Consider the following 22,530-nt stretch of genomic DNA (forward strand, 5'->3'; position numbering starts at 1 on the left):
TGATTCTTTATTTTTGTTTTAATATGCTGGACTGGAATAAACTTAAACCGTATAAGACAAGCAGGGAAAGAAGCTTTGAACAATTATGTTTTCAGCTGGCTGTGAGAAAATTTGGACACATGGGCGTTTTTACGCCGATAGATGACAGCGGCGGCGGCGACGGAGTTGAGTTTTACTTAACACTGGAGAACGGCGACGAATGGGGATGGCAGTGTAAGTTTTACGAGGGCAACGTTCGTCTGGCTGACAGTAACCGAAAACCCGCCATTATCGGTTCGCTCACCAAGAGTCTCGATAAACATCCCCGTTTGAAGAAATGGTTTTTGTGCCTTCCGCTGGATCCGACACCGGATGAAACCACCTGGATAAACGGCGGTCTAAAAAACAAGATCCCGTCTGAAAGGGAAATGGAGATCATACCATGGACGCATTCTCTGATACATACATATGTAAACCAGCCTGAATTTACCGGTATATGGCATGCCTTCTTTGATACGCTTGAACTTGACGCTGCCTGGTTCAAAAGGTCTTTTGCAAAAACGTTCACACTGGTCAGCAATAAATTTGACGAGTTGTTGTACGTCCGCAACGGTGAGTTTGAATATTACCGTTTGAATCCTGCGCTCTGCAACGCTAAATTCCGCCAGCGAATCAGCTTTTACAAAGATCATCTGGATAAACTTTCAAATGAAGGACAAGAAATTCTGGATGCGTTCAAAACCGGTGACGAACGTTTTCGTCCGGCCTTTAAGAAATACAGGACCGCATACGCCGAATTTTATAGCCTGTATGATCTGCTCAGGCCACAGCTTGCTGAGCGGTACAAAAAAGTTTTTGCGAATACTATTGACGCCCTGAAGCCAAATGATTTCGCTACCGAGATCGATAAACTAAAACTTATTAATGAAAATGCCGGGCGGGAGTTCTACAGTGATATAGATAAGGTCACAAAAAGCAGCGGCGAATCAGAACTGAAATCAGATACCCACTATCTGGCAGCGAAAAGCAGTCACGACAGCAAATGCGCTGATCTGATCCGGGAGATCGAATATTATGTTCGCGATATGGCTATTCCGCTGAAGAAAAAGATCAATCATTTTCTGGGAAGCGGCGGGTCGGGCAAGACTAACTTATGTGTTGCGCTGGTAAAAGACCATGTGGACCATCAGCTGCCGGCGCTGTTTATCCCCGGAATAAAATTGAACGGTTCCAACCCGCTTAGTGATCAGATATTAAGGCTCTTCGATATTCCGAAGGATTATAATTTTACCGGTTTTCTGGACCTGCTCGATTCATTAGGGCACATTCATAACATCCGGGTGCCTGTCGTGATTGACGGGCTGAATGAAGCCCTGGCAATAAACGGCTCCTTAAATAGAGTTGTGCGCGAGGATCTTCCTCAGCTTGAAATTGAAATCACCTCAAGGAAAAATCTGGTGCTCATCACAACTTGCCGGAGGTCCTACGGACAGTATTTCTGGTCCGATGTAAATCTTCATCCCAGCGACAAGTTTCATTCACTGGACGGGTTTAATAATCATGAAGACCTGAAAGCATTAACAAAAAAGTATTTCCAGGAATATAAGATACAGGCTGATCTGTCCTTCAACTCCCTGATCCAGTTCAGTAAACCAATCTACATCAAAATATTCTGTGAGGTAACCAATCCTGATAAACTGGACTGGAAGGAGATATCACTCGGCTACCATTCTATCTACAGGACTTTTGAGAAGTACACGGAATTAGCTGATGCGAAGATCTTCCGTAAATTAACTGAAACAGGGAAGCCTCCTCTTGCAAAATATAAAAAACTCGCAAGTACCATAACTGAAAAAATCGCGTCAGACATCTGGATCAATCCACGCCGCCGGATAGATCTGGAAACGCTAAGCGATCTGGCTGATCCTGACGGAATGGTTCATTTCGATCAGTCTGCTACAAAGGCTATACTCGACGAAGAACTGCTGTTTACACGTGACTTCGGCTCCGAGAGCGAGCACATTTACCTTACTTATGATCTGATGTCGGGCTATTTTATCGCACGATATTTACTCGGTACGGTAGCTGATTTCGGTGCTTTTTTTAATACTCAGGAGGGGAAAAGATTAACCGACCACTGGGGTCAGTCGCAGCATCCTGTTTTTGAGGATGTCCTGACCGCTCTTTGTACCCTGCTGCCTTTACAACAAGGGGTTTTTGTTCATCATATAATAGAAGGGGTAACGCCTGGCGACGAAACTTTTAACTGGCTTTTTAATGCTTCTGTAAAAGCTACATTACTCTTGCCTGCGGAGAGTATTACGCAAAGCGAGATTGGAAATATTAAGGAACTCATGAGGGTGGGAAATAACTTTATTGTTTTTTTAGAACGTTGTGAACCTGTTCTGTTTCTGTCGAATCATCCTTTTAATTTTCGCTTTTTTGAGGAGTATCTGCACAGCATTCCGATGAATCTGCGGGATACAACCTGGACGGAATACCTTAGAAATAAGGACGCCGCTTATCACGATGACCTGTTAAACGATTTTTCGGAACTCCTGAAACAACCGGTTTTAAGTTCCGAACAGCGGGAAAAGCTTAAGCTCGTGGCCAGGTTCCTGATGTGGAACCTGACTTCAACAGATCCCACTTTGAAAAAGAAGCTGTCCCAGGGAATTTATGATTTCGGTAAACTCAATGAGGACGCATTTTTTGACCTCTACAATTTTTCAGTCAGTATAAATGACCCGACCGTTTTCGAGTGGATGAGTGTGATCGGCTATAACATCGTGCTTCAGAACAGACTGGACCCAAATGTCAGGATCCGGTTTAAAAACATGGGTGAATTTATAGCAAACACCCTGTTTAATCCCGCGAGTATTTACACTACCTCGCAACTGCTCACACGCGATTATGCTTTTAAAACCCTGGAGATCATAGTGGATGATCCAAAGATGCTTGCAGCTATTAAGGAGAATTTTTCTGCCCTGGGTGTACAGGACTGGGGATTTTCCCCCGATAAAAATGAAAACCAGTACCGGGATGGTAACGGACTGATCCATCACCGTTTCGGGAAAGAAAAAATGTTTCCCATCAGTGCCGGCGGCAACGAATACAGGCCGACGCCGCTTTACAACGAGCGCCTTGGAAATCTGCGCTGGAGAGCGTATCAGCTTGGTTATGATTTTGAATTATTCGGCGAACTTGATAAAACCATTGTCAGATGGCAGGAGTACGGTGATAAGTCAGGAGTAAAACGTTACGCTGATAAGTACATCGATCAGGCTTACTATGAATTACTCGGGCATCTGAACGATCTTGGCAAAGCCAGCCTCAGCTCGGAAAGCGTGATCCGTATACAGGAACCAAAATTTGATCCTGTGGAAGAGGAGGAATCACAGGAGACGGCGCACATTGTCAAAGATTTTATTGATACTGATATTCCGCTTAAAATTCATTGTAATGATTCCAGTGTCCCCGATATCGAACCGTATGTCTATCCTGCACAGTTCAAGGGTAAAGCAGGTGACTGGTGTTTGCTGCATGGGTTTTTCCACCAGTGCAAGGAGTCTTTTAACCGTCAGCTTTTCACCTATGTTGAAGCAATTTTCCTGCGTAGAAAAGATTACAAAAGAGCTGTCAGGGATTTTCCGCTGGCTACCAACCTGGGCTTTGGAGATTCCTTACCTTATTCAAAGAACGTGCATGTCATGGAAATTCCCGATGGTAAAGCCATACCGCACAACGATTTCACGGAATGGTATTACACGATGAAACGTAAAATAGTAGAATTATGGCATTCCAAATGGGTTTTCTACCGGGATGGGAAAAAAATGAGGGCGGAGGTTTCCGATCTGATGTGGCATAAAATGGAGGAAGAGATGGGAATACGCCGCGTTTCAAAAGATTTTGTACCAGGGGTAGCCCCGAAACTTGTCCGTTTTGTGAGAACCGGAGAGCATTCAAAATCATTAGAAAAATTTTTGGCAGATAATGATGTGGAAATGAGAGTCCAAAAGAAAAAGATTAAAATTGAACAGGATTCGGACTGCGAACCTATAGAGATACAGCACGCGGTGAGGTTTATTGAGGGGGCAAGTTATCCGAGTAAAAATATTATAGACCACTGCCGGCTGAGAAAAGGTAACAGCCGAAATGAACTCGTTGATGAATTCGGACAGTCAGCAAGCCTGCATCATTACCTGAACAATGATTACGTTGATCAGGAAAACTTTGCCTACCTCAGAAGGGATCTGCTGGAGAAGTTCCTGGCAGATAATCAATTGGAGATGCTTTATATAGTTTCAGGCGAAAGAGATTGGTATCCTCCGGGAGGAAAGTGGGATATGTCCCGAAAGCAGGCCAAAGAAAGGGAATGGACAAAGCACTTTAAAATTATACCGTTTAACTACCCTTGAAGTTTCAGAAGCGTGGGACCTTTTCAAGGAGGCACTCTCTTTGAAAATAAATATACCCGCGAATTATTTTTCATTTTCCCAATCCAGAAATTAATCATGGCGAAGAGTATACTGAAAAAAGCAGCTCGATTTATTTAGCGGCCCTATGCTTCATTATGTTTCATGAATTTGAACATCAACGTCTCGGTCATAATTGTTATTTCATGCTGCCGTCCTTACAGGAACTGCCTGTAATGCCAACGGCTGAATGTATCATTTAGTATTGACTATACTCATGGGTTCCATTCTGCCTTTTGTAACTTAAACCAATAATGTTGCTCGTTTTGGAAAGTAAAAGTTTCATTCCTTTTAAACCCGATTCGTTCTAAAATTTTCACTGACCCTATATTCGATATATTAGCTATAGCAAAAATTTCGGGAATCATCAATTCGTCGAAGCCGTATTTTACACAAGAAAATGCCGCTTCGCTCGCATATCCCTTACCCCAATACCTTCTGATTAATCTATACCCAAGATCAAAATAATTTATATGATCGTTTACGGCATCTGTGATATATTTGAAACCAGCCCAACCGATAAATCTACCTGTTTCTATTTCTTCAATCGCCCATCTGCCAATCCCATTATCTAAATACTGCTTTCTTATATAGGCTATTGTTTCTTCAGCTTGTTCAATCGTTGAGATAGGATTTTGCCCCAAGTAAGAGAGCACTAAAGGATCTGAATCAAGTTCGAACATATCTTTTGCATCTGTTTGAACTATCTCTCTTAAAATCAATCTTTCGGTCTGAATAATGACTTTCATTTTTCCACAGTAAATTATTTAAGAACCATAAACTAATAAATAGGATCAAATATAGAATAAAAGCTTTCTTCGCTAACTTGCAGAAGCAGCGTAGTTGTTTAAGAATCTGTTGTTATGGTCGATATTATTAAATCTGCACCTGTTTTCTGATCTGACAATTTAGAACCTTTGTTTTCATAAATCTCAGATATGAAACCAATTGGGCTGATCGGTGGAACGAGCTGGGTATCCACGATTGAATATTATAGGATCATCAATGAAGAAGTTAACAGAAGAAAACGCGGGTTGAACTTTGCCGAGCTTTTGATCCACTCCTTAAACCATGGAATTTAAGGCGCTGCTTGATGCAGATAAATGGCTTGATATCGCCAATAAATACGTTGAAGCGGCAAGGGGCCTTGAAAACGCTGGTGCGGCTTGCATACTTCTTTGCGCGGCTACTCCACATAAGATCGCGTCAGTGATCACAGCGGCTATTGAAATACCATTTATTCATATAGGAGATATTGTCGCAGATGAATTGACGGAAAAGGGAATAAAAAAAGTAGCCCTGATGGGGACAAAGTTTACGATGGAAGAATTATTTATTAAAGATAAACTGCGCTTAAAGGGTATCGAGGTACTTATCCCTCAGTCGCAGAAGCGTGATTATATACAGGAGACGATCTTCAGCGAACTGGGAAGAGGTATTTTCTTAGAGGTAACCCGGCAGAAATACCTGCATATGATCAGCGAACTTTATACACGGGGAGCAGAAGCTGTGATTTTTGGCTGTACAGAGCTGCCCCTGCTTATCAAGCAAGAGGAATGTCCTCTTACTATTATTGATCTCACTAAATCTCATGCTGTAGCTGCAGTTAATTTTTCTCTCGCTTAATGTACATGAAAACAATTATCCAAACAAAAAACGCTTCCGATCCGGTTGGACCTTACAGCCAGGGGACTGTCTATGGTGACCTAATCTTTTTGTCAGGTCAGATACCCCTTATTCCCGGGAAAAACGAAGTGATCAGTCAGGAAATCGGCCTGCAAACCCGTCAGGTGATGGAAAATGTAAAAGCCCTTCTGGAATGCGGAGACTCCAGCCTTGACAAGGTCCTTTTCGCGACACTTTACCTAAAAAATTTAGATGATTTTAATGAGGTCAATAAGGTTTACGGAACTTTTTTCAACAAAACTCCGCCCGCCAGGGCAACGGTTGAAGTTTCCAAGCTCCCGGGAGACGTAAAGATCGAGATCTCAGTTATTGCTCATAAATGAGTTTTTCCTTTAATTCTGCTTTAGCCAGGTTGCCTAATACCTTTAGATACGTTTCCAGCCGTTCATTCCACACTAATCCGTAATTCAGTCGCATACAGCTGTTGTACTGGTTTTGAAGCGTAAATATACGGCCGGGAGCGAAACTGATTTTCCTGGTGATCGCTTTTTCATAAAGAGCCATCGTGTCCATCGGTTCAGGCAGCTCAACCCAAATTACAAACCCGCCCTGCGGCCGGCTGGCCATTGTACCATCCGGGAAATATTCGGCGATGGCTCTTGAATATTTTAGAAAATTACCATGAAGCGTGTGCCTTAACTGATGAAGATGTTTTTCATAACGGCCGGTCTCCAGAAAACCGGCAATTACTTCCTGAGTAATGGGCGTCGCTGAAATAGAATGGTATAACTTCATTCTCAGCACCTGTTCTTTAAACCGGCCCGGAGCTACCCAGCCCACGCGATAACCTGGTGCCAGGGTTTTTGATACGGAACCGCACCATAAAACGATGCCGCTGGTATCGTATGTTTTGCAGGATTTTGGCCGGTGAGGGCCGAAGTAGACATCACCGTTTAGATCATTCTCGATTAGCGGAATATTGTATTTTTCCGCTAATATTACCGCCGTTCTTTTATGCTCGTCGGGCATGCAGCTTCCCAGAGGATTGCTGAAGTTGGAAATCAGCAAACAGGCCTTTACGGCTGAATTTTTCATAGCATCTTCCAGTGCGTTCAGGTCAACCCCGGTTTGCGGATGTGTAGGAAGTTCTAACACTTTCAGTCCGAGCGCAATTGCAAGCTGAAGCATTCCGAATGATACCGGGCTTTCCATCGCCACGGTATCGCCTTTTTGAGTAACAGCCATCATGCTGTAGGATAATGCGTTAAGGCAGCCGCTTGTCGTAATGATGTCTTCGCTTTTCAGATCACAATTCATGGTAAACGCCCAACGCGCTATCTGTCGCCGCAGCCTTTCATTGCCTTCCACTTTTTCATAAGACACGCCGCTGTTTTTTAGTTCCCTTGAAGCAAGCATTAAGCCTTTATTTAATTTCGCGATTGGTAACAGCTCATTTGCCGGGGTCCCCAGAGATAACTGCAGGTAGAGGTCTTCACCAAGGTTCTGATAAACTTTACTGACCAGCATCTCACTCTCCCCATAGTTTGCTATGCCGGCAGGACTGGTAATTTCTGGGACAGAGGGTACGCGTATCCTGGAGTATCTGACAAAGTAGCCTGATTTTGCGCGCGCTTCGATCAGCATTTTATTCTCCAGATAAATGTAAGCGTTCAGCGCAGTATTTTGACTGATCCCATGCTCCCTGCAGATTGTCCTCAAAGAAGGGAGTTTATCTCCAGTACGCAGAATATTGTTGAGAATCTGCTGCTCTATCAGGCCGGCAATCTTTAAATAGATAAAATTATTTTTAATCATCTGATGGGTCAGGGTTACAAACTGCTATCAACAAAAATAAAAAAACTGCATCTGCTATCAATATTTTTTTTTGAGGAGTTTTGATTAAAGATAGGACGATCTACTACACAGCTATGATTTTAAAGAAAATATTGGAAAGCCGGACAAAGATCCGGTTTCACGACTGTGACCCGTTTAACCACCTGCATAACTCCAGGTATATTGACTATATACTTACCGCAAGAGCCGACCAGTTAAAGGATCATTACGGGTTGGATATTTACAGGCTGGGACGGGAACAGGGTGTCGGCTGGGTTACTGCCCAGACGCAAATCTCCTACCTGGTTCCCGCTTACCTGATGGAGGAGGTCACGATCCAGACACGGTTAATCACTTTCACAAAGAAAAGTTTATTGTTTGAAGGACTAATGTGGAATCATGATCAGACAGCATTAAAAGTGTTGATGTGGACGAAGCTGGTTCACTTCAATGTGGTTGAACAATCCACCCATACGCATTCAGCGGATCTGTTAACATTATTTGAGCAGATCGTCCATCCGCTGCCGATGGAGACCGGTTTTGAATCAAGAATTAAGGAGATCAGAACAAGATAGCAAAACCATAGTTAACTGCTCTCCACGAAATTGAAGGAACTGTACCTGTTTAAGCTTTTTTTTATCTCATAGATTTGGCTCCAATGAAAGATCACGTTTATATCATCGGCGCGGGTGCCATTGGCAAAGCACTTGCGGTATTCCTCCAGCTAAATGGCCGGTTTGTCACCTTACTTCGCGGCAGTGAAGACGTGGCAGAGACTTATACAGAACGCATCACGGTGATGCTTGAGGGAACGGAAGTGGAAGCCCCGGTCCGGATCAGCTCTTTAAGTAATTTCCGTTCAATTGACGGTCTTATCATATTAACCTGTAAGTCATTTGGTAATGAAGGTCTGGCCATTGCGCTAAAAAATAAATCAGGTGACTCGCCGGTTGTACTTTTGCAGAACGGCCTTGGCGTCGAAAGGCCATTTGAAAAACAGGGGTTCTCCGGGATCTACCGGTGTGTATTATTTGTGACGAGCCAGGTGCTGGACGATGGCAAAGTAAGGTTTAAACCCGTTGCCGATTGTCCTGTTGGAACAGTATCCGGTAATACGAGGCAATTAACGGCCATCGCCGGGCAACTCACCACGGATTATTTCGCTTTTACAGCAGAACAGAATATACAGCCCGTCATTTGGAAAAAAGCAATTGCCAACTGTGTTTTCAACTCAGTTTGTCCGCTGTTGGAGGTCGACAATGGTATTTTTCAGCGTAATGAGGAGGTCCGGGCTATCGCCAACCGGATCATTGCAGAATGCCTGATCATTGCAGCGGCCAAAGGGGTGCAGGTCAGTCATGAAGAGGTATTGGAAAGCCTGATTCGTATCAGCCGCTTTTCTGACGGGCAGCTGATTTCTACGCTGCAGGATATACGTTTAGGCCGCAGGACAGAGATCGAAACACTGAACCTGGCTATTGCCGGAATGGCTGATGAACTTGGAATGGGGCACCTGGTGCAGGGCACCCGTTTACTGGGTGAGATCACCAGACTGAAAAGCGAATTAACTTTAAAAACCTTTAAATGAAATTTAAAAAGACCTTAGCTTCATTGCGCCAGGAAGCTGGTGCCCAAAGTTCCTTAAAGCGTACTCTGACCAGTTTCAACCTCATTGCGCTGGGTATCGGTGCAATTATTGGTTCCGGCCTGTTTTCCCTGACCGGGCTTGCCGCTGCAAATAATGCGGGGCCGGCAGTTACCATATCCTTCATTATAGGCGCGGTGGCCTGCGCATTCGCCGGATTGTGTTATGCGGAATTTGCCAGCATGATACCCGTCGCCGGAAGCGCTTATACCTATTCTTACGCAACTATGGGAGAATTCATGGCGTGGATCATCGGCTGGGACCTGGTGCTGGAATATGCCCTGGGAGCAGCAACAGTATCTATCAGCTGGTCGCAATATCTGATCAAGTTTCTGCACTACTTTGATATCACAATTAACCCCCGGCTGACAATGTCTCCCTGGGAGCATGTCACCTTAGCCGATGGTCACCTCGTTACCGGCTGGATCAATTTACCTGCTGTTTTTATTGTGGTATGCCTCTCGCTGCTGCTTATCCGCGGAACGCAAGAGTCCGCTTTCATCAATAATTTTTTAGTGATCCTGAAGGTTGCCGTTGTGCTTATTTTTATAGCGGTAGGCTGGGGGTATATCAATCCGGCTAACCATACCCCTTATATCCCTGAAAATACGGGCAAGTTCGGCGAGTTTGGCTGGTCAGGTGTACTGCGCGGGTCCGGGGTAGTTTTCTTTGCTTTCATCGGTTTTGATGCGGTTTCTACTGCTGCACAGGAAGCTAAAGATCCTAAAACCGGGATGCCGGTCGGTATTATCGGTTCGCTGGTGATCTGTACTATTCTGTATATTCTGTTTTCACACGTCATGACCGGCGTGGCCAACTACAAAGAATTTAAAGACTCCGCCGCACCTGTCGCAGTTGCTATCGCTAAAACACCTTACGCCTGGCTGCAGAAAGCACTGATCATTGCGATCCTGGCTGGATACACTTCAGTGATCCTCGTAATGTTAATGGGTCAGTCCCGCATTTTCTATACCATGTCCAAAGATGGTTTGGTGCCGCCGGTCTTTGGAAAGCTGCACCGGAAATTCAAAACGCCGTACCGTTCAAATATTCTTTTCGCCCTTTTTGTCAGCTTGTTCGCTGCCTTTATACCGGTACGCGTGGTGGGAGAAATGGTTTCTATCGGTACTTTATTCGCCTTCGTGCTGGTTTGTGCTGGTGTGCTGGTGATCAGGAAGACCGATCCAGATCTTCCCAGGCCGTTCAAAACACCGTGGCTGCCTTTTGTTCCCATCGCGGGAATGGTGATCTGCTTTGTACTGATGCTAGGGTTACCTGCTGACACTTGGATCCGGCTGGCGGCATGGATGGTGATCGGACTATTCGTTTATTATACTTACGGGATGAAACACTCCAAAATAAGGCAAGCGTCAGCGCCTAATGATCAGTGAAAGAAATTATGAGCTTTTCGCAATAGTTTTTGAGCTATTCCCATTCGTACCCCAAAATCTGATTTAAGAATTTTGTCGTATGAAAACATCACTAATTTCCCTCGTTACCTTTTTTAGTCTGAACTGTTGCTATAGTCAGACATTCACCTTAAAGAGCCCCGATCTTGGCGGCCAGTTCACTAACGAATTTGTCGCCGGCAACTTTGGCTGTAACGGCTCTAATAAGTCACCTGCACTGAACTGGCAAAATGCGCCTGCCGGCACAAAAAGTTTTGCGGTTACAATGTATGATATGGATGCGCCAACCGGCAGTGGTTTCTGGCATTGGGTTGTTGTTGACATCCCAGCTGATGTAAAGGGATTAAAACAGGGCGCAGGTGACGTGAAGAGCGGGCTGGCTCCGGCTGGCTGTCTGCAAAGCATCAATGATGTTGGTCAGGCAGGCTATCAAGGTCCTTGTCCCGGCGAAGGCGACCAGCCACACCGCTACCTGATCACGGTTTACGCGTTAAACACTGCAAAGCTGGGTACAACTAGCGCTTCGACAGCTGCTTTGTCAGGATTTATGCTAAATAAACAGGCTATCGCTAAAGCCTCCATGATGGTTTACCTGAAACGTTAATTTGATGCGTTTCGCGAACTATGAGGTACGATCTTTAAAAGAAACGGATGCTGCGTGTTACTTTCAATTAATTCAAGATAATACGCAGCAGCTGGAAAACTTCGTCGCCGGGATCGTCTCTAAAACAATGACCCTGACGGATACTGAAGCGTTCGTCGGTAATTTAGTGCAAAACGAAGCAGAAAAAACACATTTTCCATATATCGTGGCTGATACAGGTAGTCAGAAGCTGGTCGGGTATATCGAGGTTAAAAATATAGACTGGAATATACCCAAAGGAGAGATCGGTTACTTCGTGGATAAAGATCATACCGGAAATGGGATCGGTAAGCAAATGCTGCAGCTGATCGCCGATCATTTCCTGGTGGAATTAGGGTTTCGCAAATTACTGCTTCGTATCCATGAGGAAAACTATAGCAGCAGAAAGGTAGCCGAAAAGAATGATTTTGAGGTCGAGGGAAAGATACGGAACGATTATAAAACCGGAAGCAGTCAGTTAGTGAATATGCTGTATTACGGGAAGACCAGGAATTAAGAAATTAGTATCAGGTTGCTTGTCCATTGCTCACTTTAAGATCTCACCTGCAAAGTGCGTCCGGTACGGCACAGAACCCAATTTTTCGTGTTAAATTGTGACTCACCGCGGAGTATAAAACATGAAATCCGGTTTGTACTGCGTATTTCACCAGGGTAAATAATCTGTCGAACATGGAAAGGGAAATATCGTACAACTTTTTAATCGTTACCAGATAAATATTTGAAACATTTAATTATAAGCTATATGAAAAAAGCAGTAATTGTGGCCTTTGACGGATTTACAGACGTCGATATATTTTTTACCTGGGATTTATTAAACAGGATTAAGTTCAGAGATGCAGCATTCGATGTGAAAATTGTTGGTACCGAAAGATCGCATAAGTCGGTGTGTGGCATCGACCTGGATATGCAGGGTCAGATAGAGTCCTGCAAAGAAGCAGACCTTGTTTTCTTCGGCAGCGGGCCCGGCACCAGAAAACTTATTGCGGACAACTCGTACCTTAACCGTTTATCGCTCGACGCCAATAAACAAATCATTTGCTCCATGTGCTCCGGCGCGCTAATTCTTGCTGCCCTGGGGCACCTGAAAAATCTTTCTGCTACTACTTACCCATCCGCATTCGAGGCACTCAGGAATTATGATGTCGAAGTGATGGAGAATTCTCATTTAGTAACCCATGGTAATATCGGCACGGCGGCAGGATGCCTGGCTGCAATGGATTTGATGGCATGGGCTATCGAAAAATTATATGATAAGGAAACAGCCGATGATGTGATAAATTCGGTCCTGCCCGTTGGAAAAGGTCAGGTGTGCATTTATTAAAATTATTTTCAATGTATAAAGACATGGCTGTTGCTGATCGCAGCCATTTCTCGTGGAAGTCGTATTTCTCAAATTATAGCTTCGTATCCTCAAAGAAAAAAAGCAGCAAAAGGATGCCGGAAAAATGGTTTTAAGGCAGAGGGAATGACCTCGAACGATTACAAAACCATGGACGGCAAGGTAGTGAACATGCTGTATAAGGAAGACCAGGGATTAAGCAGTTCGTATCAGGTTACTTATCCCTTGTCTTTTTTAAGATCTCATCGGCGAAATGCTCCCGGTGCGGCGCAGCACTGAATTTTTCCGCATTGAATTTTTGTGACTCACCGCGGGGTATAGAAAGTGACCTCCAATTGGGGCTGAGCATTTTACCAATGTAAATGATCTGTCCGATATGATAAGGGTAGTGTGCCAGCTGCCGGTTGATCGCCTCCTGAACCGTATGACCCTGATTACGGATGAGGATGATCTTTTCAAGATCGGCTGTTGTTAAAGAATAAAGCGTATCCAGCAAAGCCCGCCAACCTTGGTTCCACAGCTCCATCATGTCGGCTCTTGAGCGGATGTCGTTTTCAAATTCTGCTTCACGGTCCCGCCATGCCTTCTCGCCATCCGATGCGAGTAATTCGGTCCACCTGCTGAGCATGTTCCCTGACAGGTGTTTAACGATCATCGCGATACTATTGCTTTCGGAATTGAATTGCCAGTAGAGCTGCTCATCCGTAACCTGAGCGAAGGATTGTTCCCCCAATAATTTATAATACTCGAATTGTTTAATCACACTTTCCAAATACATGTCTTCCATAATAAAAGGGTTAATTTAATGATTTAAACAAACAAATATGACGATTCTACGCGTTTCGATATATTGCAAAAAGCTCAATATGTGTTGTAAGAAGTCCAGCTTAGCTGCCGGGCCGGTAACCAAACGGCGACACCCCGAATTTGCGTTTGAAGGCTGTGTTGAAATTGGACAAGTGCTGATAGCCGTAATCCATGTAAATTTCACCAGCCTGCTTGCCGCTGGCTAATTCTTTTCCTGCCAGTTCTAACCTTCTGTCACGCAGATACCGTTGCGGAGAAACTCCGTAAACTTTTTCGAAATCACGTTTAAATGAAGAGAGGCTCCGGTTAGCTAAGAAAGCCAGTTCTTCAAGCGTAAGGCCATTGTGCAGGTTCGTTTCGATCAGCTGCTTAAGATTCAGTTCAGCATTTTGTCCTAACACGCTTGCCAGCATTGAGGGAGCGATCTCATAGATCGCTGTGAGTAACTCATGCACTTTAAGAACAGCCAGTTCTTCAGACAGTTGCTGTCCTGCGGAGATCAAAGCCTGCACATGCCGTACGTATTCATTGATATAAGCATTCGTTTCAAAATGAACGTATGGGGTTTGGGCTGACCTTGTTGCCATCCGCGCAGAGCGGGATGCAATAAATGCTTTTCCAATATGCCCGGGAAAAAATACGATAACGCTGTGATAGGGTGATGCAGTATCGCTGTGTTCGGCGATGATCGAATTCCCTTCCGGGATCAGCATTCCGTTTCCGGGTTTAAGAATCGTACTTCCTGCAGCCCTGAAGATCTGCTTTTCCCCATTCTGAACAAAGCTGAAGGCATAAGTGTCAAACAGTACGCTGTTACGGAACGGTCCGCCGCGATCACTGTAATCCATAAAAATGATATCACCTGAGCGGAGCTGCGGTTGTTGGCCGGTAGCTTCAGGTACACGTACTATATCCATTTGCATTTATCTAAATAATTAATCTTCCGAGTTGGCGAAGCGCATTTTCCAGTTTGTCATTCCAGGGCATCCCATAACTTAACCTTAGGCAGTTTCGGTACTGATCCTGCAGCGTGAACATATTGCCCGGCGCGATACTAATCTGCTGCCGCATGGCGCGTTCATAAAGCGCTACTGTATCGGTTTGATCTGACAGTTCTACCCATAGCATAAAGCCGCCCTGAGGCTGACTGATCCGGGTGTCTTCAGGAAAATATTCGGCAATAGCCCGGCTGTACCGAAGTGCATTGGACTGCAGGGTGTGTCTCAGCCGTCGTAAGTGGTGAGCGTAGCGTCCGGTCTCTAAAAAATCAGCGATAACAGCCTGGGTGATCGTCGTTCCGGCGATGCTGTGATAGAGTTTCAGGCGAAGCACTTCATCTTTGTATTTGCCCGGTGCCACCCAGCCGATCCGGTAGCCAGGTGCCAAAGTTTTAGACACGGAGCTACACCACAGCACCAGCCCGCTGTCATCAAATGACCGGCAGGACCTTGGCCTTTCTTCACCAAAATAAACCTCCCCATATATATCGTCCTCAATCAGCGGAATACCGTAGTGCTGGATCAGACGGACAACCTCCTGTTTATGCGCATCAGGCATACAACTGCCCAGCGGGTTGTTAAAGTTGCTTATCAGTAAACAGGCATTTACCTTACCGTCATTTAAAACCTTCTTCAGCGCATCAATCTCTACCCCGGTCTCCGGATGGGTGGGCAGCTCGATCACTTTTAACCCCAGACTTTGTGCCAGCTGGAGAATGCCAAAATAGACAGGGCTCTCCACGGCCAGCGTATCGCCGCGACGGGTAGCGGCCATCAGCGCCAGGGATAATGCATCCATGCAGCCGGCGCTGATCACCAGGTCGTCTGAAAGCAGGGGTAACCCTTTTCCCGAATAAAAACCGGCAATCTGACGCCGAAGGTTTTCGTTACCCTGCACCTGCTCATATTCCAGGCCGCTTCCGGGGAGCGTTCGCGTGGCCCGCAATAGGCATTTATTGAGTTTTGCGACGGGTAACAACTCCAGGGCCGGTACGCCAAGCGACAAGGGCACGTTTTCATTGTGACCCATATCGCCGTAAACCCGGCTGATCATCTCATGCAGGGTACCGGCTAAAGTTTGTCCGGGCCTGGAGACCGAAGGTAATAATAAACTGCGTTTTGGAGAACGGTGTACAAAATAGCCTGATCGCGGTCTTGAAGCGATCAGTGATTTGGATTCCAGCTCATAATAAGCTTGCAGGGCCGTGCTTTGACTAACACTATACCGTTCGCATATCACCCGGAGTGAGGGTAATTTATCTCCGACCCGCAATACCTGTTGAGTAATCTGCTGCTCGATATCTGCGGCGATCTTGTGGTATAGTAATATTCTATTTTTCATCTGCTATGGTCAAAGATACAAATTCTGCATCTGTACAGGTATTAAAACTTATTGCATTTTTGTAGCATGACCAGGAAAGAAATCCCATTGTTACATAGTTTACATCCGCTGCATGAGCGTTACATCCGGCTTACTGAGGAGTTACCGGTCATTGAGGCCCTGCAAAAACATAGCGATCTGTTCACAGCGGAAGACAAACGAATACTGGAACAATTAGGAGACCGGACTTATGCTCCCGGAAAATGGAATGTGCGGGACATTTTACAGCACCTTGTAGATACCGAACGTGTCTTATCCTACAGAGCTGTGTGTATTGCCCGGAATGACCAGTCCGCATTTCCGGGATTTGATGAAAATTCCTACAGCAAATATACCGAAGTTCAGCGCCGGTCAGTCGCTGAACTGCTGGAAGAGTTTGATCTGGTTCGCCGGTCGACCATACGACTTTTTCAATCCTTCACAAACGAAATGCTGCAGCGCACCGGCACCTGCTCGGACATCCCGGTATCGGTACTGGCGCTGGGTTTCCTGCTGTCCGGACATCCGGTCCATCATATCCGGTTTTTAAAAGACTATTATTTTCAGCTGGTGAGTTCATCCTTGCCAACAATTGTGATCAATAAACCCGGGTATCTGCCTTTTTTTGAAAGCCTGAACCGTGCATGGATAGAAAAGGATTTTTCGTTAGAGCCAGACGACCTTTATGTCCTCCAAAATGCACAGAAAGCCATTCTTGATAAAGGAGGGGTAATTCTCTATGCTGAAAACGGTGGTAAAGTAATCGGTACGGTAGCCCTGCAGCGGGTAAATGGCAGTGAATGGGAAATGATCAAAATGGCAGTAGATGAGGGTTCCCGCGGCAGGGGAATCGGTAGCTTGCTCATACGTTCAGCTATCAACAAAGCCCGTGAAATGGGAATCCCCCGACTTGTTTTACACTCAAATACAGGAGCTAATGCTCAGGCGGTTAGCTTATACCGCAGATTCGGCTTTGCTGAGATCCCAATCACGGACAGCCGCTACAAGCGTGCCAATATCAAAATGGAACTAAATATCATTATATGAAATATACGATAAAATTGAAACGCAGCAGCGTTAGCGGTCTGCCTGCTTATGACTTTTCTAATATTGAATTCGGGCCAACAGCTACTGATCATTTATTTACCGCTGAGTATAGCGATGGCGACTGGCAGAATGCAATTGTAGAGCCCTTCGGAACATTCAAAATCAGTCCGCTGGCCCTGTGCCTCCATTATGGACAAACAGTTTTTGAAGGTATGAAAGCTTTTCGCCTGGCAGATGGCAGTGTCAGTATTTTTCGCCCTGATAAACACCTTATACGGTTGAACCGCTCACTGGAAAGGATGTGTATGCCCGAAGTGCCTGAGGAACTATTTATGAATGCGCTGGACTTGCTGGTGGCGACTGATGAAGGCTGGGTCTCTGGTCTCCCTGGCAACTCATTATATCTCCGTCCAATGGTTATCGCTACTGAAGCCAGACTTGGCGTTCAGGAGGCAAAAGAATACCGGTTTATGGTCATTGCGCTGCCTATGGCTAACTATTACAACGGCAGTGTGCGCGTGAAGGTTGAAACGGAATTCACCCGTGCAGCTAAAGGCGGGGCTGGTTTTGCGAAAAACGGTGGCAATTATGGTGCAGCTTTTTTGCCTACGCGACAAGCCAGGGCAGCGGGTTTTGACCAGGTTTTGTGGACAGACAGCGAGCATCACGAATATATTGAAGAATCCGGAACCATGAATGTCATGTTCGTTATCGATGGAGTGCTGATTACCCCGCCGCTCACAGGTACCATACTTGACGGCGTTAACAGAGACTCTATTTTAACACTGGCGAGAGATCGCGGTGTTAAAACTGAAGAAAGGAGTATATCTCATGCTGAACTGGCTGAGGCCTTTGAGCAGAATGCCGAAATCGAAGCTTTTGGCGTTGGAACAGCAGCGGTGCTTACGCAAATACGCGAAATTGATATATTGGGTAAAGGCTTTTTTCCAAAGGTATCGGAGCATGGGCTGGCAGCCGAATTGCGTAATGAATTGCAAGCGATCCGTACGGGTTTGCAATCAGACCGGCACGGCTGGAACCGGTTTGTCCGATTGGCGGCAATTGAATGTTAATGTGGGATAAATATGGTTATAAACTTACAGCCAACGCTGGAAAATGCCAGGGTGACCTTATTGCCGCTGGAACAAACCGATTTCGAAGCCTTATTTGCCGTTGCTTCGGATCCGGCAGTCTGGGAGCAGCATCCTAACAAAGACCGGTGGAAGAGGGAAGTTTTTCAGGCATTTTTGATGGGGCTCTGCAGAGCCGGGGTGCATTCAAAATTATAGAAAAGGCAACAGGTGAAGTCATTGGCAGTACACGATTTTACGACCATGATGCAGGTACGGCTAGTATATTTATCGGTTATACGTTTTACGCAAAACGGTATTGGGGCACAGGTATTAACCCCAGCGTAAAAGATCTGATGTTCAGATACCTTTCTAAATTTGTTTCCATTGTTTACTTCCATATCGGGGCAAGTAATTTACGTTCGCAGATTGCTATCACCCGCTTAGGTGCAATTAAAGTTGGCGAAGAGAAAGTAGCCCCTTACCGGGATGAACCACAACTGCATTTTTTGTATAAAATTTACCTGCACAAAACATGATGACCTTTTAGGTCTAACTCCGCGAGTAGGTTTGAGCAAGCAGCCAATTTTATTTTCCAGGGCTGGTTGCAGCAATTCCGATCGGCCACTATAGATGCTGCGGTTTCCCTAAAGGGAAGTCTCTTTTCTTAGTGCTTGAAGGGCGGCGTTTTGTACCGCATTGTAGCTGATTCGTAAAAATGAAGCTCCAAAACTCACGCGTTTCACACCCATATTCTCGAGCATACTGAGTGTAAAATTAGAGTTTGGCATCCCCATCATTACGTTGAGCGGCAGCGGAAATACCGCCTTAACAGCTGCTTCAACTTCTTGTCTGGTTTTAAGACCAGGTGCAAAAAGTACATCTGCCCCGGCATCCGCATAAGCTTCAAGTCTGCGAAGAGTATCCTTAAGGTCGTTGCGTCCATGGAAGAGGTTTTCTGCTCTGGCAGTTAAGGTAAATTTAAAAGGAAGGCTTTTTGCTGCTTCAACGGCGGCCTTAACCCGTTCTAACGCTTTTTCTAAGCTAAATATCGGATCTGCCGAATTATTTGTACTGTCTTCGATTGAACCGCCAACCACACCGGTTCGGGATGCTAATAGGATAGTCTCTGCACATTCGTCCGGATCAATACCGTAGCAGTTTTCAAGGTCTGCAGTGACCGGAAGGTGTGTCGCTGCTGCAATAGCACTGGCGTTGAATAAGCTTTCATCACGTGACAGAAGCCCTTCTCCGTCCCGTCTTCCTAACGACAAGGCTAAACCTGCGCTGGTGGTAGCTAAAGCGTCAAAGTTCAATGAAGTTAGCACCTTGGCAGAACCAGCGTCCCAGGCGTTTCCAATAACCAACAGCCGCTTATGCTCGTGCATAGAACTGAATGAATCGGCTTTCTGACTTTGCGCAAAATATTCACAATTGTTCATCGCAAAAATTTAAAGTAAATTTTAAAGATTATCTACCTACTGCTTTATCATTATACAGGTTCATGATAGTACTTGTAGCTACGGCAACTGTTTTACCATCTTCATTTCTGACCTCACAGATGTAATGCGAAATCGTGTTTCCGCTATGTAAAGGCCGGGCTGAAGCATGAAGTTTTGACCGCCATACTGGTCTGTAAAAATTAATTTTTAACTCAATGGTCGTAAAAGAACTGCCTTCGTCTGCTAAAGTAGAATGAGCGGTACCTATAGCGGCGTCTGCAAGCTCACTTATTAGTCCACCGTGCACGGTTCCCTGCTGGTTACCATGGACTGACGCATCAGCATTGATCTCAACAGTAGCTGTGCCAAGTGCGACTGCTACAATTTCCATCTTCAACGTATTGGAGATTTTTGTAGGATAATTCATGCTGGTTCTCATATCATGCGTAAGAGTACCTTCCAACTGACGTGTCAAATATTCGAGTATAGAAATTTTGGCCATTTTTAATTTAATGTTATGTATGGTTGAATACCGATCTACCTTACTGAAATGCGCGCCAGTATACGCGAATGTTGTTCAATAACCTCATTTGGTGATTACCGCTATAAGGATATTTCGGCGATACCAAGCATTTAGCTTCCATTTAATTCCACTCACAATTGATGATTTATTGATAACTCGAAATAGCTTCGTGGTTTAAACAGTTCTTAATGCTATTGAAATGCTTGCAATAAATATTGATCACCCCAAACCAGCCTAAATTTTTGTAAATGAGAAGTACAGGATGCAATTCATATAACTTGATCTTCGTCATTTACAAAAATGAAAGGAAATAAATAAGGTTAACAGATACAGAATCTGTTATTTTGGCCATAGCAGATGATAGCCAGACTCGTGTTACAATCTCATTCAACACAATGACTTAACTGAAACTGTTTCACCGTATATATAGTGTCGGGCGAACGGGACTGGTACCCGTCAGGGGGAGACTGGGATCTTTCGAGAAAGCAGGCGCAGGAAAGGCAGTGGGCAAAACATTTCAAAGTTGTACCGTATTCTTCTGAACCTAACTTACCCTTGTGAAAGAATATCGTTTTCCAGCCGTCGCCCGGAGCATTTTAGGAATATGCCTCCGCAAAAAACTGCAATGAGATTGAACGATCCCTGTAGTAAACTTACCGTGGAACAGAAGGGAAGAGCTATCCCTTATAAACGTATGGAGGTATTGAAGGTTATCATCCAATACAGAGATCAGGATGTGTTTCAGGAAAATTTTAACGAAATAGCCGGTCTCTCAGACCTCCGGAAATAATAATGGTAACATGCTCATCCATTTGTCCTGATTGCTGACTTTTTTTGTCTTTGTATGTCACGACAAGCTTCAACTATGATTGAATTTAAGGCGTATAAAGCTGTTGCAATGCATTTTCAGACATTTTAAATTGTCTGCATACGACACCTCCCTGTCTCATTATTAAGTATTTGAAGCTGCACTTTTGTTGCTCAAATAACTTGTATGAAAAATACCTCTTTCTTACCTGCAGTGCTTTTGTTCCTTTTGTCAGCTGTCCAGGCTTGCGGTCAGCCTGCAAAGCCGGCAACACATGATTTTCCTGAGAACCTGCGCAGCAGACCTGACACTTTGAATAGCGGCAGTCTGGCTAATGCCGGTATAGATTCTTCCTGTATTTTAAAGTTGAGCCGTCTTATCGCTGAAGACAGTCTTTCCAACGTTCACAGTCTCCTTATCATCAGGAACGATAAACTTGTTTATGAGCAGTATTTTCGGGGAAAAGACCAGAGACACGGAAAAAAGCTCGGCGTTATCGATCATGCATCCGGACAGCTGCATGATTGCCGCAGTATTTCAAAAAGCATTGTATCGGCCTGTATTGGTATAGCGCTGAGACAGCAGCTGATTAAAAGTATTGATGAACCTGTTAAAAATTATTTTCCTGAAATAAAAGACAGCGTTAAGGCATCGGTTACCATAAGGCATCTGCTCACAATGACATCCGGTTTCAAATGGAAGGAGATCGGCAGTTACGGCAGTTTCTTCAACAGCGAAACGCAGATGGATATCTCCTTTAATCCTGTTGGATACGTTTTAAGCAGGAATATCACGGCGGCTCCGGGTACTCAGTGGAATTACAATGGGGGCAATACACAACTGCTCGCAGAAATTATTTTCCGTAAAAGCGGAATGACTATCGATAAATATGCAGAAAAGTATTTGTTCGGGCCGCTCGGCATCACTCATTATGAATGGATCGGTTTGACCTTCAAACATATCCCTGCCGCCGCTTCGGGCCTAAGGCTCACTCCGCGGGACCTGATGAAATTCGGTCTTCTTTATTGTCATGAAGGAAACTGGAACGGCAAACAGCTCGTCGATTCTGCCTGGGTAAGGGATTCTTTCAAACCGTTTATCAGCCGGCCTGATCTCAGCAAGTATAACCTGCCTGACGGCGCTTACGGTTATCAGTTCTGGACTTTCACCTGCAGCCTGAACGGCCGGACATTCGATATAGCTGAAGCCAAGGGAAACGGAGGACAGTCTGTATTTTTTTGTAAATCCCTTAACTTAATGGTAATCACTACAGGCGGCAATTATAATAAAGCTGACAATAACCCTTACGTGATCTTAACTAAATATATTCTTCCGTCTGTTCGTACCTTATAACAGGTACGGACTGCTCTGGCCAAATGCCCGTCTCTCGCTGACGATACTTTAAACAGCGCATTAATTCGCCTTTCTGCAGCAAATTTCCCCCGGCTTTCGTGTTTACACTAACGCATTCGCCGATGTGCAGAATGGGCACGTTTTCCAGGGGTTTTCAATGGCAAATCACCATC

The 22,530-nt window shown here is 44.9% G+C and carries 21 protein-coding genes; 14 read left to right on the forward strand and 7 right to left on the reverse strand.

Annotated features, from left to right (window positions below):
• Positions 1-101: 101 nt before the first annotated feature.
• Positions 102-4,397, forward strand: a complete 4,296-nt coding sequence (locus AC59GT_RS17835; RefSeq protein ID WP_497238896.1) for an NACHT domain-containing protein — start codon at positions 102-104, stop codon at positions 4,395-4,397.
• 272 nt (positions 4,398-4,669) lie between these two features.
• Here AC59GT_RS17835 and AC59GT_RS17840 read toward each other — a convergent pair whose 3' ends face one another.
• Positions 4,670-5,203, reverse strand: a complete 534-nt coding sequence (locus AC59GT_RS17840) for a GNAT family N-acetyltransferase (RefSeq protein ID WP_497238897.1) — start codon at positions 5,201-5,203, stop codon at positions 4,670-4,672.
• A 322-nt stretch (positions 5,204-5,525) separates the two neighbouring features.
• On the opposite strand from AC59GT_RS17840, the gene AC59GT_RS17845 reads away from it, so the two are divergent.
• Together AC59GT_RS17845 and AC59GT_RS17850 are read left to right on the forward strand one after the other, a co-directional pair.
• Complete coding sequence (locus AC59GT_RS17845; protein ID WP_497238898.1) at positions 5,526-6,080, forward strand: aspartate/glutamate racemase family protein; 555 nt, start codon at positions 5,526-5,528, stop codon at positions 6,078-6,080.
• A gap of 5 nt (positions 6,081-6,085) precedes the next feature.
• Positions 6,086-6,463 (forward strand): RidA family protein, encoded by a 378-nt coding sequence (locus AC59GT_RS17850; RefSeq protein ID WP_497238899.1) that lies wholly within the window; start codon positions 6,086-6,088, stop codon positions 6,461-6,463.
• Here AC59GT_RS17850 and AC59GT_RS17855 read toward each other — a convergent pair.
• On the reverse strand, positions 6,447-7,895 hold the full coding sequence (locus AC59GT_RS17855) for an aminotransferase-like domain-containing protein (protein ID WP_497238900.1): 1,449 nt from the start codon (positions 7,893-7,895) through the stop codon (positions 6,447-6,449). The genes AC59GT_RS17850 and AC59GT_RS17855 overlap by 17 nt on opposite strands.
• A gap of 113 nt (positions 7,896-8,008) precedes the next feature.
• Here AC59GT_RS17855 and AC59GT_RS17860 point away from each other — a divergent pair, with 113 nt between their 5' ends.
• From AC59GT_RS17860 to AC59GT_RS17885, 6 genes are all read left to right on the forward strand, one after another.
• On the forward strand, positions 8,009-8,488 hold the full coding sequence (locus AC59GT_RS17860; RefSeq protein ID WP_497238901.1) for an acyl-CoA thioesterase: 480 nt from the start codon (positions 8,009-8,011) through the stop codon (positions 8,486-8,488).
• A gap of 83 nt (positions 8,489-8,571) precedes the next feature.
• Positions 8,572-9,501, forward strand: coding sequence for a ketopantoate reductase family protein (locus AC59GT_RS17865; RefSeq protein WP_497238902.1), 930 nt, complete (start codon positions 8,572-8,574; stop codon positions 9,499-9,501).
• Positions 9,498-10,949 (forward strand): amino acid permease, encoded by a 1,452-nt coding sequence (locus AC59GT_RS17870; protein ID WP_497238903.1) that lies wholly within the window; start codon positions 9,498-9,500, stop codon positions 10,947-10,949. The genes AC59GT_RS17865 and AC59GT_RS17870 overlap by 4 nt, the downstream gene beginning before the upstream one ends.
• A gap of 79 nt (positions 10,950-11,028) precedes the next feature.
• Positions 11,029-11,571, forward strand: coding sequence for a YbhB/YbcL family Raf kinase inhibitor-like protein (locus AC59GT_RS17875; protein ID WP_497238904.1), 543 nt, complete (start codon positions 11,029-11,031; stop codon positions 11,569-11,571).
• 4 nt (positions 11,572-11,575) lie between these two features.
• Positions 11,576-12,106 (forward strand): GNAT family N-acetyltransferase, encoded by a 531-nt coding sequence (locus AC59GT_RS17880; protein ID WP_497238905.1) that lies wholly within the window; start codon positions 11,576-11,578, stop codon positions 12,104-12,106.
• Between the two features lie 222 nt (positions 12,107-12,328).
• The gene (locus tag AC59GT_RS17885) at positions 12,329-12,931 is read left to right on the forward strand and encodes a DJ-1/PfpI family protein (RefSeq protein ID WP_497238906.1); all 603 of its coding nucleotides are present in this window, start codon (positions 12,329-12,331) and stop codon (positions 12,929-12,931) included.
• A 232-nt stretch (positions 12,932-13,163) separates the two neighbouring features.
• On the opposite strand, the gene AC59GT_RS17890 is transcribed toward AC59GT_RS17885, so the two are convergent.
• The 3 genes from AC59GT_RS17890 to AC59GT_RS17900 form a co-directional block, all read right to left on the reverse strand.
• Complete coding sequence (locus tag AC59GT_RS17890; RefSeq protein WP_497238907.1) at positions 13,164-13,736, reverse strand: DUF1572 family protein; 573 nt, start codon at positions 13,734-13,736, stop codon at positions 13,164-13,166.
• A 100-nt stretch (positions 13,737-13,836) separates the two neighbouring features.
• Complete coding sequence (locus AC59GT_RS17895; protein WP_497238908.1) at positions 13,837-14,673, reverse strand: helix-turn-helix domain-containing protein; 837 nt, start codon at positions 14,671-14,673, stop codon at positions 13,837-13,839.
• A gap of 10 nt (positions 14,674-14,683) precedes the next feature.
• Entirely contained in the window at positions 14,684-16,096 is a 1,413-nt protein-coding gene (locus tag AC59GT_RS17900) for an aminotransferase-like domain-containing protein (RefSeq protein ID WP_497238909.1), read from the reverse strand.
• Between the two features lie 66 nt (positions 16,097-16,162).
• Between AC59GT_RS17900 and AC59GT_RS17905 the strand changes: the two genes are divergently transcribed.
• From AC59GT_RS17905 to AC59GT_RS17915, 3 genes are all read left to right on the forward strand, one after another.
• On the forward strand, positions 16,163-17,161 hold the full coding sequence (locus AC59GT_RS17905; protein ID WP_497238910.1) for a GNAT family N-acetyltransferase: 999 nt from the start codon (positions 16,163-16,165) through the stop codon (positions 17,159-17,161).
• Entirely contained in the window at positions 17,158-18,234 is a 1,077-nt protein-coding gene (locus tag AC59GT_RS17910; protein WP_497238911.1) for a branched-chain amino acid aminotransferase, read from the forward strand. Before AC59GT_RS17905 ends, AC59GT_RS17910 begins: the two co-directional genes overlap by 4 nt.
• A gap of 146 nt (positions 18,235-18,380) precedes the next feature.
• Positions 18,381-18,770: a GNAT family N-acetyltransferase gene (locus AC59GT_RS17915; protein ID WP_497238912.1), complete on the forward strand. Its 390-nt coding sequence runs from the start codon at positions 18,381-18,383 to the stop codon at positions 18,768-18,770.
• Between the two features lie 108 nt (positions 18,771-18,878).
• Here AC59GT_RS17915 and AC59GT_RS17920 read toward each other — a convergent pair whose 3' ends face one another.
• Positions 18,879-19,673: an isocitrate lyase/PEP mutase family protein gene (locus AC59GT_RS17920; protein WP_497238913.1), complete on the reverse strand. Its 795-nt coding sequence runs from the start codon at positions 19,671-19,673 to the stop codon at positions 18,879-18,881.
• A gap of 28 nt (positions 19,674-19,701) precedes the next feature.
• Entirely contained in the window at positions 19,702-20,112 is a 411-nt protein-coding gene (locus AC59GT_RS17925) for a PaaI family thioesterase (RefSeq protein ID WP_497238914.1), read from the reverse strand.
• A 709-nt stretch (positions 20,113-20,821) separates the two neighbouring features.
• Here AC59GT_RS17925 and AC59GT_RS17930 point away from each other — a divergent pair.
• Both AC59GT_RS17930 and AC59GT_RS17935 read left to right on the forward strand, forming a co-directional pair.
• Positions 20,822-20,986 (forward strand): hypothetical protein, encoded by a 165-nt coding sequence (locus AC59GT_RS17930; RefSeq protein ID WP_497238915.1) that lies wholly within the window; start codon positions 20,822-20,824, stop codon positions 20,984-20,986.
• Between the two features lie 204 nt (positions 20,987-21,190).
• Positions 21,191-22,357 carry a serine hydrolase domain-containing protein gene (locus tag AC59GT_RS17935; RefSeq protein WP_497238916.1) on the forward strand — a complete coding sequence of 389 codons (1,167 nt, stop codon included), beginning with the start codon at positions 21,191-21,193 and terminating at the stop codon, positions 22,355-22,357.
• Positions 22,358-22,530: the final 173 nt, after the last annotated feature.

This window comes from Mucilaginibacter sp. 320_HR, from assembly GCF_059691875.1.

What these genes read in the sequence shown, in the direction of transcription:
- AC59GT_RS17840 (WP_497238897.1), bottom strand. Translation starts at nt 5,203, where the DNA reads ATGAAAGTCATTATTCAGACCGAAAGATTGATTTTAAGAGAGATAGTT.
- AC59GT_RS17845 (WP_497238898.1), top strand. Translation starts at nt 5,526, where the DNA reads ATGGAATTTAAGGCGCTGCTTGATGCAGATAAATGGCTTGATATCGCC.
- AC59GT_RS17850 (WP_497238899.1), top strand. Translation starts at nt 6,086, where the DNA reads ATGAAAACAATTATCCAAACAAAAAACGCTTCCGATCCGGTTGGACCT.
- AC59GT_RS17855 (WP_497238900.1), bottom strand. Translation starts at nt 7,895, where the DNA reads ATGATTAAAAATAATTTTATCTATTTAAAGATTGCCGGCCTGATAGAG.
- AC59GT_RS17860 (WP_497238901.1), top strand. Translation starts at nt 8,009, where the DNA reads ATGATTTTAAAGAAAATATTGGAAAGCCGGACAAAGATCCGGTTTCAC.
- AC59GT_RS17865 (WP_497238902.1), top strand. Translation starts at nt 8,572, where the DNA reads ATGAAAGATCACGTTTATATCATCGGCGCGGGTGCCATTGGCAAAGCA.
- AC59GT_RS17870 (WP_497238903.1), top strand. Translation starts at nt 9,498, where the DNA reads ATGAAATTTAAAAAGACCTTAGCTTCATTGCGCCAGGAAGCTGGTGCC.
- AC59GT_RS17875 (WP_497238904.1), top strand. Translation starts at nt 11,029, where the DNA reads ATGAAAACATCACTAATTTCCCTCGTTACCTTTTTTAGTCTGAACTGT.
- AC59GT_RS17880 (WP_497238905.1), top strand. Translation starts at nt 11,576, where the DNA reads ATGCGTTTCGCGAACTATGAGGTACGATCTTTAAAAGAAACGGATGCT.
- AC59GT_RS17890 (WP_497238907.1), bottom strand. Translation starts at nt 13,736, where the DNA reads ATGGAAGACATGTATTTGGAAAGTGTGATTAAACAATTCGAGTATTAT.
- AC59GT_RS17895 (WP_497238908.1), bottom strand. Translation starts at nt 14,673, where the DNA reads ATGGATATAGTACGTGTACCTGAAGCTACCGGCCAACAACCGCAGCTC.
- AC59GT_RS17900 (WP_497238909.1), bottom strand. Translation starts at nt 16,096, where the DNA reads ATGAAAAATAGAATATTACTATACCACAAGATCGCCGCAGATATCGAG.
- AC59GT_RS17905 (WP_497238910.1), top strand. Translation starts at nt 16,163, where the DNA reads ATGACCAGGAAAGAAATCCCATTGTTACATAGTTTACATCCGCTGCAT.
- AC59GT_RS17910 (WP_497238911.1), top strand. Translation starts at nt 17,158, where the DNA reads ATGAAATATACGATAAAATTGAAACGCAGCAGCGTTAGCGGTCTGCCT.
- AC59GT_RS17920 (WP_497238913.1), bottom strand. Translation starts at nt 19,673, where the DNA reads ATGAACAATTGTGAATATTTTGCGCAAAGTCAGAAAGCCGATTCATTC.
- AC59GT_RS17925 (WP_497238914.1), bottom strand. Translation starts at nt 20,112, where the DNA reads ATGAGAACCAGCATGAATTATCCTACAAAAATCTCCAATACGTTGAAG.
- AC59GT_RS17930 (WP_497238915.1), top strand. Translation starts at nt 20,822, where the DNA reads ATGAGATTGAACGATCCCTGTAGTAAACTTACCGTGGAACAGAAGGGA.
- AC59GT_RS17935 (WP_497238916.1), top strand. Translation starts at nt 21,191, where the DNA reads ATGAAAAATACCTCTTTCTTACCTGCAGTGCTTTTGTTCCTTTTGTCA.